Genomic DNA, 11,327 nt, shown 5'->3' with positions numbered 1-11,327 from the left:
TGGGACGAAAAGCGGAAGCTTATTGACAGAGAGTCGGGTTGCTGGAAGCCGATATTAAGCAATGTTTGGACATCACCCATGAGCTTCAACGTCGAGCTGTACAGAGGTGCAGGGAGGCGTTGACGTAATTCAGCGTTAATGAAGGTTCGATGATTCAATAGAATCATTTTCTCGAGCATTGAGTATAATGCAGGGTGGTACCGCGATACTTCGCCCCTGTTGCCTTTATGGCAATGGGGGCTTTTAATTTATCTGGAGGATTTTATGAAACATGTTTTATCTGTATTGGTTAAAAACCAGCCAGGTGTACTGGTGAGAGTGGCCAGTATGTTTTCCAGGCGAGAGTTTAACATAGAAAGCCTCACTGTGGGGGAAACAGAAAAAAGTGAGTTTTCCCGTATTACAGTGGTAGTCAGCGGTGACGAAAGCATCGTTGATCAGGTTATGAAGCAGTTGGGCAAGTTGCCGGACGTGGAGGTCGTGAAACGACTAAATGAGGGCTCCTCCGTATATAGGATTATGACCCTTATCAAGGTTCAGGCAGATGATACCAACCGACTGGATGTGTTAAAAATGGCGGAGCTTTTCGGAGCTCGTGTCATTGATGTGCAGCCCACCACATTGATTTTTGAAATCACGGGGAGTGAGGATAAGGTGAAGGCCTTTAACCGAGTCCTTTCATCCTACAAGGTTTTGGAGGTCATTCAGACTGGCTTTACCGGCCTGGAGCGTGGGGAGCATACTATACTAGAATATTGTGAGGAGAGAGAGTATTATGGCAAAAATCTTTTATGATCAGGATGTTAATTGGGAAGTTATTAAGGACAAGACTGTTGCCATTATTGGTTATGGTTCCCAGGGTCATGCACATGCATTGAATCTGAAGGAAAGTGGTTTGAATGTAGTTGTTGGTCTTTATGAGGGTTCCCGTTCCAAGGCAGTTGCTGAAAGCAAGGGCCTGAAGGTTCTGCCAGTTGGTGAGGCTACCGCTGCTGCAGATATCGTCATGATCCTGATTCCAGATGAGAAGCAGGCTGAGGTTTACAAAAATGAGATTGCTCCTAATCTGAAGTCTGGTGCAGCTCTCGCCTTCGCTCATGGTTTCAATATTCATTTCCAGCAGATTATTCCACCAAAGGATGTGGATGTATTTATGGTTGCCCCTAAGGGACCTGGCCATCTTGTACGTCGTACCTTTACTGAGGGTGGCGGTGTTCCGGATGTATTTGCAGTAGAGCAGGATGCTACCGGCCATGCATTTGAGCTTGCATTGGCTTATGCCCGTGGAATTGGCGGTACCCGTTCCGGTTGTATTCAGACCACCTTTAGAGAAGAAACAGAAACTGACCTCTTTGGTGAGCAGGCTGTTCTCTGTGGCGGTGTTTGCTCCCTTATTAAGAATGGCTTTGAGACTCTGGTGGCTGCCGGCTATCAGCCAGAGATTGCATATTTTGAGTGCTTCCACGAAATGAAGCTCATCGTTGACCTGATGTATGAAGGCGGTATGGCCAAGATGCGTAAATCCATTTCCAATACTGCTGAGTATGGTGATTATGTATCTGGTCCACGGGTTGTTGGCGAGCCAAGCCGTAAGGCCATGGAGCAGGTATTGAAGGAAATTCAGGATGGTACCTTTGCCAATAAGTTCCTCACCGACAATCGTGCTGCTGGCTGGGCTAACTTCTATGCTATGCGCCGTCTCAATGCTGAGCATCAGATTGAGGAAGTAGGTGCCAAGCTCCGTGGCATGATGTCCTGGCTGAAGGATGGAGCTGACCTTTCCAAAGACTAATTCAGCATAAAAGAGGTTTTCTTCCTCAAATATAGAATAGTCTATATGTAGAACGGCTTACGCCATATTCTGGTGTAAGCCGTTTTTTGAAAAATGAGCTGTGCATTTAGGAGGGACAAACAATGGGTATGAATATGACCGAAAAGATTCTGGCCCAGCATGCGGGCTTGGAATCTGTTGTACCAGGTCAGCTTATTACCTGTAAGCTGGACATGGTATTGGCCAATGATGTTACTGCACCACCGGCTATTAAGGAATTTTCCAAGATAGGCCGTCCAGTATTTGATAATACAAAAATCGCTTTGGTACCAGACCATTTTACGCCAAATAAAGATATTAAGGCTGCTGGTCTGGCTAAGACTGTTCGTGATTTTGCCAAGGAAAATAAGATAAAGAACTATTTTGAAGTGGGTCGTGTGGGCATTGAGCATGTAATATTGCCGGAGAAGGGCATTGTGGCTCCTGGTATGTGCATTATTGGAGCGGATTCCCATACGTGTACATATGGAGCTGTAAATGCTTTTTCCACAGGTGTTGGCTCAACTGACCTTGGTGTGGCTATGGCCACTGGTGAAGCCTGGTTTAAGGTTCCTAAAACCATAAAGGTTGAGCTCATTGGAAAGAAGCCAAAGAATATTTGTGGCAAGGATGTTATTTTAACCCTTATCGGTAAAATTGGTGTTGATGGAGCCTTATACAAATCTCTGGAATTCGCCGGTGAAGGTGTTGCAGAGCTGACCATGACAGACCGTTTGACCATAGCCAATATGGCCATTGAGGCTGGTGGCAAAAATGGTATTTTCCCTTATGATAAGATTGCTGAAGAATATGTAAAGGGTAGAGTGGATTACGACTTTACTCCTGTGGAAGCCGACCCGGATGCCAAGTATGAAAAGGTTATTACAATTAATCTTTCAGAGCTGACACCAGTAGTTGCTTTCCCGCATCTTCCGGAAAATACCCACCCTGTGTCTGAAATTGGAGAAATCAAGATAGATCAGGTGGTTATTGGCTCCTGTACCAATGGCCGTTTCGAGGATTTGGAGCAGGCAGCAGAAATTTTTAAGGGACATAAGGTACATCCAGATGTACGCTGCATCATTATTCCTGGCTCCCAGCAGGTGTATATGGACGCTATTCATGCAGGCTTCGTGGATATTTTTGTTGAAGCGGGCTGTGCAGTAAGCACCCCAACCTGTGGTCCTTGCTTGGGTGCCCACATGGGTATTATGACCGCCGGTGAAAAAGCGGTATCCACCACAAACCGTAATTTTAGAGGCCGTATGGGCCATGTAGATTCCGAGGTATATCTGGCCGGTCCTTATGTAGCTGCTGCCAGTGCTATTCTTGGACGGATTGCAGTTCCAGAGGAGGTTGAATAATATGGCACATGAAGGCAAGGTTTGGCGCTACGGTGATAATATCGACACCGATGTTATTATTCCTGCAAGATATTTAAACTCCTTTGATCCCAAGGATTTGGCGGCCCATTGTATGGAGGACAGCGACGAGCATCAGGATGCTCCCTTTGCCACTAATGTTGTAGAGGGAGATATAATGGTGGGTGGTAAGAATTTTGGCTGCGGCTCCTCCCGTGAGCATGCGCCGGTGGCTATTAAGGCTGCTGGAGTTCCTGTTGTAATTGCGGCTGATTTTGCCCGTATTTTCTATAGAAACGGTATCAATATTGGCCTGCCATTGCTGGAAATTGGTGATGACGTTAAGAAAATTAGTCATGGTGATAAATTAAAGGTTGATCCTTCCACGGGTGTAATCGAAAATCTTACCACAGGGGAAACCTACCATGCCCAGCCACTTCCTGGCTTCGTACAGGAGATTGCCAAGGCTGGAGGCCTTATTAACTATATTAAGGAGAAGAAATAATATGGCTAAAAAAATAGTTGTTATTCCCGGTGATGGAATTGGTAAGGAAATAACTGATTCAGCCGTTGAGGTTTTAAAAAAGACAGCAGAAAAATTTAATTTAAAGCTGGAATATGAATATAAGGATGCTGGTGGAACTGCCTACGATAAATTTGGTGTTCCCCTTCCAGATGATACCCTTGAGGCTTGCAAAGCCGCTGATGGTGTTCTGTTTGGTGCTGTTGGAGGAGATAAATGGGATAACGTGGACCCAGGTTTGCGCCCGGAAAAGGCTATTCTCGGTCTTAGAAAAGGACTGGGACTCTATGCTAATCTTCGTCCCGTAAAGGTTGCAGATTCCCTGGTGGAATATTCGCCTTTAAAACCAGATCGTATCAAGGGCTGTGATATTGTTATAGTACGTGAGCTGGTAGGTGGAATTTACTTCGGAGATAAATGCGAATCTGAGCTTTACAATGGTGCTGAAAGGGCCTGGGATTTGGAGAATTACTCTGTTCCAGAGGTTCAACGTATTGCCAGGCTGGCCTTTGAAACTGCCAAGCTGCGCCGTGGAAAGGTCACTTCTGTAGACAAGGCCAATGTACTGGCTACCTCCAGACTTTGGAGACGTACTGTTGCGGAGGTTTCAAAGGAGTATCCTGATGTGGAGCTTAATAACCTCTATGTGGATAACACTGCAATGCAGCTTGCCGTGCGGCCAACCCAGTTTGATGTTATCCTGACAGGCAATCTCTTTGGGGATATTTTAAGTGACGAAGCAGCCGTTTTAGGCGGTTCCATTGGCATGATGCCGTCTGCGTCTATCGGTGAACTCACATCCCTTTACGAGCCAATTCATGGATCCGCTCCTGACATTGCCGGACAGGGCATCGCCAACCCTGTTGGCACAATCCTTTCCGCTGCCATGCTTCTAAGATATTCATTAAAGGAAGAAAAAGCTGCAAGAGCAGTGGAGGAAGCCTGTGATAAGGCTTTGGCTGATGGATGGCGTACGGCAGACCTTTGGCATGAAGGCTTTAAAAAGGCCGATACAGCCACAATGACTCAGGCAGTTATAGACTGTCTCTAATCTCTAATGGAGGTATACTCACATGAAGGGTGCTCAGATAGTTGTTGAAATATTAAAGGAGCAGGGGATAGATACCCTGTTTGGTTATCCCGGAGGAATGATTCTTCCTCTTTATGATGCCCTATATGATGAGAAAAATATCAATCAGATATTGGTGACCCATGAAGAGAATGTGGCCCATGCAGCTGACGGCTATGCCCGGGCAACCGGTAAGGTAGCGGTGTGTATTGCCACCTCCGGGCCTGGAGCCACCAATCTGGTAACGGGTATTGCCACTGCTTTTATGGATTCAATTCCCCTCGTGGCTATTACAGGCCAGGTGGATACCAGCCTTTTAGGAACTGATTCCTTCCAGGAAACTGATATTATGGGCGTTACTATGCCAATTACCAAGCATAACTATAAGGTGAAAAATCCTAAGGTATTGGCTGAAACCCTCAGAGAAGCCTTTAAAATTGCCAAAAGTGGCAGGCCTGGTCCTGTGTTGGTGGATATTCCCAAGGATATTCTTCTAAACGATGCACCATTTCCTAAAGTAGAGGTTATAGAAAAGAAACCCGCTGAACCAGATGCGGACTTTAAGATTTGTGTAGCGGAAGCAGCTCAGGTTATCTGTGATGCCGAAAGACCTGTTATAATAGCGGGAGGTGGTGTGATTTCCGCTGGTGCCACCAAAGAGGTAATTGCCTTTGCTGAGCATTACAATTTGCCAATCGTGTTTACCCTTATGGGTATAGGCGGTGTTCCCATGTCCCATCCAAATGTGCTGGGATTTACGGGAATGCACGGGAAAAAAGAGGCTAACAGTGCTATATATAAGGCGGATCTTATTATATCCTTAGGAAGCCGTTTCGCTGACCGATTAACGGGAAATGTTGACAAATATACTGCCAATACAAAGTTTATCCATGTGGATATTGACCCGGCAGAAATAGACAAAAATATTCCAAGCTCCATAGGTTTGGCCGGCGATATGAAGGCTATATTAGCCATGCTTATGCGCCGGGAGCCGACAAAGAAGCTTGATAGCTGGTGGGCTGAAATTCGCTCCTTGAATTCAGAATTTGCTTATGATTATGATGTAAATCGCCTTACTTTGCCTTGGGCCTTGCATCATATTGCCAAAGCAACTGCAGGGAAGGAATTTGCCTTTGCCACAGATGTGGGACAGCATCAGATGTGGTGTGCCCTTCATTTGCAGGTGGAAGAACCACGGACATGGTTTACCTCTGGTGGGCTTGGTACTATGGGGTATGGCCTGCCTGCTGCAATGGGTGCCCAGGTGGCTTATGTCACAAGTGGCAGTAAACGGCGGGTGATTCACGTAGCCGGAGATGGTGGCATCAAGATGACTGGTAATGAGTATTACACAATAGCCAGACTTAATCTGCCAATTATTTCCATTATAGTAAATAACACTAGCCTGGGAATGATTCGCCAGCTCCAAACCGTATTCTATGATAAACGGTATATTGCCTGTGAATTTGACTATAATATGGATTATGCCGCCTATGCCAAGAGTTTTGGCATTGATGCCTACAGCGTTTCCACACCTGATGATTTTGCCGTGGCCTTTAACAAGTGCCTCAGCGAAGCGGATAAGCCTCATGTAATCGTGGTAAATCTCCATAGGAGCTTCGTGGAACCAATGACCAAGGGCGGCGCAAAGATTAATGAATTTGTAGATTTTAAATAGTTCTACAGTGTCTATAAGTATAAATGCGTATTGATACTTCTTTTATACTTTGATACAATACAAACAAGAAAGGTGCTACCGATAGACGGTCAGCCCCAAGGTTTTTCTATTGCTATGATTTAATTGCAACAATACAGATTGCAACGAGAAATACAACTGTTAAAAAGTCATAAGTATTTTTACATCCGATAAGTATAAATTATCGGATGTAAAAAGATGCAGAAAAAAGGGATGCCATACGCTAATGTATGCATCCCTTTTATATTGAAATAAATCTTCGATTATGCGAAATAGGTATCCCAAACAATACCGATATGATCTTCAATAAATTTAAGAGCCTTCTTCTCGTATTCAGGATCAGAATAACAACGATTAATCATAGCAACAATTGGCAAATAGTACATGTTCACCATGTGATCAGTCGTAATTTTTGGCTTGCCCTTACCATCATGCTTATTTTTAAATAAACCTTCCAACAGATTCCTGATTATAGTTTCTGTTCTGGTATAGGTTTTTTCAATATGCATTAGTCTTATTTGCTCGTTGCGGAACTGCTCCAGAATCAGCAATTTACGGACACATTTAATCACATTATCCTGAATAATGTTCTTTACATGGTCCATATTATACTTGATGAACTCCTCTTTAGTCAGATTCTTTAATTGTTCATCAGTAAAGTTGATGATAGGAAGACTATGCTTATTGTAGTTCTCCTCAGCCTGCTCAATAATAGTATCGAGTATTTCACGTTTCCCCTTGAAATGCTTGTATAAAGATGGTGGAGTCACCTTTACAGCAGCAGCAATCATCTCTACCCCGACAGCATTGTACCCAAAATTAGAGAATAATCTTAAAGATTCCTCCAAGATACGTTCTTTAGTATTTGTCCTTCTTATGATAACCACTTCCCCTTATAAAAACTCATACTTTTTTCCAAGACGATTATAGCATTTTAATAGATGATATACAAGAAAAATCATATAGTATTGAGCAACTATAACAATATTATATAAATGTCTATGTATTGAAAACTATTTAGCTGCTTGTCTTTTTAATGGGGACAAATTATTTTGTAATATGCTGCAATAATCCCTGACAACCTCTCATCACATCATTAAAGGTAACGTCAAAATTACCAGTATACCATGGATCCGCAATACTTCTGTGTTCTCCGGCAAAATCCATTAGCATATATACCTTATGTTCAGGATCAGAGCCTATTATCTTAGCGATATATCGCATATTCTCATCATCCATGCCCAAAATATAGTCGTATTTATCATAATCTTCCTTAGTCATAAGTGTAGCCTTGCGTTTTGAATAAGGAATCCCCTCTTTGTCGAGCTTATCCTTTGTTCCCCAGTAAGTATCTGAACCTATTTCATCTCTATGGGTGGCTCTGGACTGAATATAAAAGTTATCCTCCAGCCCTGCCTTTTTCACAATATCTTTCATAACAAATTCAGCCATTGTTGAACGACAAATATTGCCGTGGCACACGAAAAGTATATTAACCATTGACTCAAAACCCCTTTAAAACATTGATTTTACTAGCTTCGTTAAAATTTAACTACCTCATAATTCTATCACAAAAAGCCATTTTGGGCATTATATTGGCATACTTCTTCTCCTTATCTCCTGCCTGTATCCTCCAAACATGGGCAGAGATTTTTTGTAATACTTTTCTTCATGGTTCGTATGTAAGGACAGAAAGCAAAAAAACAATAAGGGCATAGCCCATATATAAGGGGGTAATCTTATGAACAAGAAAATCGAACTCAAAGAAATGGATTTAGCTCAGGTTGCTGGCGGCCGTCCAAGAATCCGCATTCACGGGCCACGTCGTAAGCCTTTCCAGTTTATTAGAGATATCATTGATATAATCCGGGATATCTCCCAGCCTAAGAAGGATGCCCCACAGCAGACTCCTCAGCAGGATCCACATAAAGCTGCATAAACCAGAATTTTCTACTACCCATCTCCTTCCCCTGACTGTTTCCTCTCTCCATGAAGCAGGCAGGAGATTAAAATAATTGCCCTGGCTATCAAAAAGCCGGGGCATTTTAAATTTAATGGGTTGCGTTATAATAATTGTCCTATTTTTTAACCTTTTAGCAGGAAAATAATAAAATTTATTGAATACTCTACATTGTGAGATGGTGTTTTAATATTTTGAGGGAAACGTATTAGAACATCAAAAGTTTTTTATTTGTTTGGAGGGGATTAATTATGAAGAAGAAAGCTCTAACAGCAGCAATTTTAGGTTTGGCCCTCAGCGTGTCAGCTACTGCCATGGCCGCCACTGGTATGTCCGGCTTATCACCATTAGAGGGCAGACCTGAGGCTAATGCAAAGGAAATGCTTCCTAAAGCAACCTACAAATTGGAAGCTGCACATCAGGTTGAGGGACGCCAGGGTGTAGCTTCTGAGGGTGATTATTTCTGGGTTTCCGGTTCCAAGACTCTTGCAAAATATGACAAGAATTGGAATCTGATCGAGATAAACAAGAATCCTTTTGAGGGCTATAGCATTCCATCCAACCATATTGGCGATATTGATGTTTACAACAACGAAATCTATGTAGGTGCTGAGAACTTCATGGATGGTGTTGGCAAGGACATTCAGATTGCAATTCACGATGCTGATACCTTGAAATTAAAGAGGACCTTCTCCTTTGAGCCTGCATCCGGACAGGAAGAATGCTCCGGTATAGCTGTAAATCCAGATACCCAGACCGTGTGGATGTGCTCCTGGGTAGGTGAAGAATCTGGACGCTATCTCTATGAATATGATTTAAAGACCGGCAAATATCTCCGTAAGGTTCATCTCCAGTGTCCTCCACAGTGGGTACAGGGAATAGCATACTACAATGGTTCTTTCTATCTTACAGCAGATGACGGTACAGCTGATGAGGTTGAGCCTGACCATGTTTATCGCGTAGATATTCAGCCAGGTGCATCCAATGCTACTGTTGTTCTGGAGAGAACCCTTGACGATGTAACCTTCCAGGGTGAAATCGAGGGCATTACCTTTAACAAAGCCAAGAAGCAGATGCTGGTTCACTACAATCGTGGTTCCCGTATCGTACTGGGCATGGTAAAGGGCTTCTATCCTGGTTATGATAAGGAAATTTCCGAAGTGTTCTGCTATGATATCAACAGAAAATAATAGTATATTGTACAGTTCACGTTAGCGACTATACACAAACATCTTAAAAGGGGCTGCTTCGGCAGCCCCTTCACTACTATCTATTTATGGAAACCCTATCTTTTAACAGCACAAAGGCAATATAGAAGGCTAAAATATTTACTGCCGATTCAATTAAGAGCCCCGGAGCAGATGATAAGCCAGCCTCCAGGCTATCGTATAAAATTGCACCGAAAATGGTATAGCCTGCTGTCATTATAAGGGTAGCTATTACCAGTGCTATGAAGGTCCAAGAAGATTTGAGCACATTTTCCTCGCTCACTTTTTCCACAAAGATAGCGAAGGATAAAGCCATGAGAAATTTTATCAGAATAGTAGGACCGATCCATAAAGGGAAGCCACCCAACAAATCAGCAAAGGCAGAGCCAATGCAGCCTGCCCAAATCCCATGACGGCGGCCAACCAGCAAAACTATAAGAAATATTGCTGCATCACCTAAATGGGCATATCCCAGCGGAATAGGAATCTTAGGTACAAAGGTAGCTAAAAAAACCACCGCTGACATTACTGCTACAAGGCAAATTTCCCTTGCCGTCCATCTTTGTTGATTAATAGGCGAAATATTCATATAAGCTTCCTCCTTACATTACCTACTAAAACTATAGGCTATATATTTTAGACCTTATTATATACCTTATGAGAAATTTGTCAATTAAAAACTGCCCTAAAAAAATAAAAGCCTTCCATGATTATTGTTATTTATCAATCATAGAAGGCTTTTTAATATTTAAAAAGTAAATATTTCAGTTTTTACTAAGCAGCTTAGCTCTGCTTGTCCTTATAAATTGGAGCCCAGTCTTTTCCGAGATCTCTGTAGCCAAACCATTTTGTGGAATTATCCCAGAAGAACTGATAGCGTGCGGAGCTAGGATATGGGCGGTATACCTGCTCAAAGGCCAATACCAGCTTTCCATCCTTCAAAACCACGATAGTAGGCCGTGCGCCTGTCTCATGAGCGTAGTTCAAGCTATCAATATAGGTCATCATGGTTTTCTTATCCGGGGAATAGCCGTACATAAAAGCACGCTCCATGGACTCAATTACAAAGTATAATTCACTGTTGCTGGTATTCTTGATTACCCTAAAGGAGTATCCATTCTCTACCTGTGGATAATAATTATCGGATATTCTCTTATCATCCAACCAGGTAATTACGTGCATTTTCTTGTCACTGCTGGAATTCCACAGCTTTCTCATCTGGATTTTCAGGTTGCCATAAGGAGTATTGAAATTTTCGTTTACAGCCTCATCTTCTCCCAAATTCTCAGAGAAATTGTACGCCTCATAAACCATCTGATAGGTTTCCGAAGCAAAGCACATGGACGCAAATGCCATAACCAGCATTCCAACTAAAACGGCAAATAGTTTTCTCATCTTGTTTCCTCCCTCTTTGTAGCAAACTATTTTTTGATACGAAAACAAATCTACGCACCAAATCCCACATGTGTTGTACTTCTACAACACATTGAATAAATCCTGCTTTTCCCCTTATTAATTAGATATTTATACATTCCCCAATATCCGAATTATTCTGCTATGACATCAAAAATATTATTTTTCTAAAAAGCTTAATATATGTGTTATTTTCTCCTATATTATATAAAAACATCCAAAGCATCTCTTAATATCTTTTATATTTTTATATAAATATGTTATAATTTAGTTACTGCTTACCTCTA

Annotated in this window: 12 protein-coding genes; 8 read left to right on the top strand and 4 right to left on the bottom strand. The window is 42.4% G+C overall.

Annotated elements, in window-relative coordinates; genetic code table 11:
• The first annotated feature begins 264 nt into the window (after positions 1–264).
• The 6 genes from ilvN (at position 265) to ilvB (ending at position 6,441) form a co-directional block, all read left to right on the top strand.
• The gene (gene ilvN / locus ACKI5G_RS00955; protein ID WP_407396774.1) at positions 265–795 is read left to right on the top strand and encodes an acetolactate synthase small subunit; all 531 of its coding nucleotides are present in this window, start codon (positions 265–267) and stop codon (positions 793–795) included.
• The gene (gene ilvC / locus ACKI5G_RS00950) at positions 776–1,792 is read left to right on the top strand and encodes a ketol-acid reductoisomerase (RefSeq protein WP_407396772.1); all 1,017 of its coding nucleotides are present in this window, start codon (positions 776–778) and stop codon (positions 1,790–1,792) included. The genes ilvN and ilvC overlap by 20 nt, the downstream gene beginning before the upstream one ends.
• Positions 1,793–1,914: 122 nt before the next feature.
• Positions 1,915–3,174 (top strand): 3-isopropylmalate dehydratase large subunit, encoded by a 1,260-nt coding sequence (gene leuC / locus ACKI5G_RS00945; RefSeq protein ID WP_407396770.1) that lies wholly within the window; start codon positions 1,915–1,917, stop codon positions 3,172–3,174.
• A gap of 1 nt (position 3,175) precedes the next feature.
• Positions 3,176–3,676, top strand: coding sequence for a 3-isopropylmalate dehydratase small subunit (locus ACKI5G_RS00940; RefSeq protein WP_039211101.1), 501 nt, complete (start codon positions 3,176–3,178; stop codon positions 3,674–3,676).
• 1 nt (position 3,677) lies between these two features.
• Positions 3,678–4,745 carry a 3-isopropylmalate dehydrogenase gene (leuB, locus tag ACKI5G_RS00935; protein ID WP_407396768.1) on the top strand — a complete coding sequence of 356 codons (1,068 nt, stop codon included), beginning with the start codon at positions 3,678–3,680 and terminating at the stop codon, positions 4,743–4,745.
• A gap of 22 nt (positions 4,746–4,767) precedes the next feature.
• The gene (gene ilvB, locus ACKI5G_RS00930) at positions 4,768–6,441 is read left to right on the top strand and encodes a biosynthetic-type acetolactate synthase large subunit (RefSeq protein ID WP_407396766.1); all 1,674 of its coding nucleotides are present in this window, start codon (positions 4,768–4,770) and stop codon (positions 6,439–6,441) included.
• A 281-nt stretch (positions 6,442–6,722) separates the two neighbouring features.
• Here ilvB and ACKI5G_RS00925 read toward each other — a convergent pair whose 3' ends face one another.
• Together ACKI5G_RS00925 and ACKI5G_RS00920 are read right to left on the bottom strand one after the other, a co-directional pair.
• Entirely contained in the window at positions 6,723–7,307 is a 585-nt protein-coding gene (locus tag ACKI5G_RS00925; RefSeq protein WP_407396764.1) for a TetR/AcrR family transcriptional regulator, read from the bottom strand.
• Positions 7,308–7,506: 199 nt separating this feature from the next.
• Positions 7,507–7,959, bottom strand: coding sequence for a low molecular weight protein-tyrosine-phosphatase (locus ACKI5G_RS00920; RefSeq protein ID WP_407396762.1), 453 nt, complete (start codon positions 7,957–7,959; stop codon positions 7,507–7,509).
• 241 nt (positions 7,960–8,200) lie between these two features.
• Here ACKI5G_RS00920 and ACKI5G_RS00915 point away from each other — a divergent pair, with 241 nt between their 5' ends.
• Together ACKI5G_RS00915 and ACKI5G_RS00910 are read left to right on the top strand one after the other, a co-directional pair.
• Positions 8,201–8,398, top strand: coding sequence for a hypothetical protein (locus tag ACKI5G_RS00915; RefSeq protein ID WP_407396760.1), 198 nt, complete (start codon positions 8,201–8,203; stop codon positions 8,396–8,398).
• Positions 8,399–8,670: 272 nt separating this feature from the next.
• Positions 8,671–9,609 (top strand): hypothetical protein, encoded by a 939-nt coding sequence (locus ACKI5G_RS00910; RefSeq protein WP_407396758.1) that lies wholly within the window; start codon positions 8,671–8,673, stop codon positions 9,607–9,609.
• 76 nt (positions 9,610–9,685) lie between these two features.
• Here the strand turns inward: ACKI5G_RS00910 and ACKI5G_RS00905 are convergent, their stop codons facing one another.
• Both ACKI5G_RS00905 and ACKI5G_RS00900 read right to left on the bottom strand, forming a co-directional pair.
• A complete protein-coding gene (locus ACKI5G_RS00905) occupies positions 9,686–10,216 on the bottom strand; it encodes an ECF transporter S component (protein ID WP_407396756.1) in 531 nt (176 codons plus the stop codon).
• A gap of 194 nt (positions 10,217–10,410) precedes the next feature.
• Positions 10,411–11,022, bottom strand: a complete 612-nt coding sequence (locus tag ACKI5G_RS00900; RefSeq protein ID WP_407396754.1) for a hypothetical protein — start codon at positions 11,020–11,022, stop codon at positions 10,411–10,413.
• Positions 11,023–11,327: the final 305 nt, after the last annotated feature.

Origin of the sequence: Anaerovibrio sp. (assembly GCF_045637405.1) — a bacterium.
Taxonomy (GTDB): Bacteria; Bacillota; Negativicutes; order Selenomonadales; family Selenomonadaceae; genus Anaerovibrio.
This window is presented reverse-complemented; position numbering and strand designations above follow the sequence as displayed.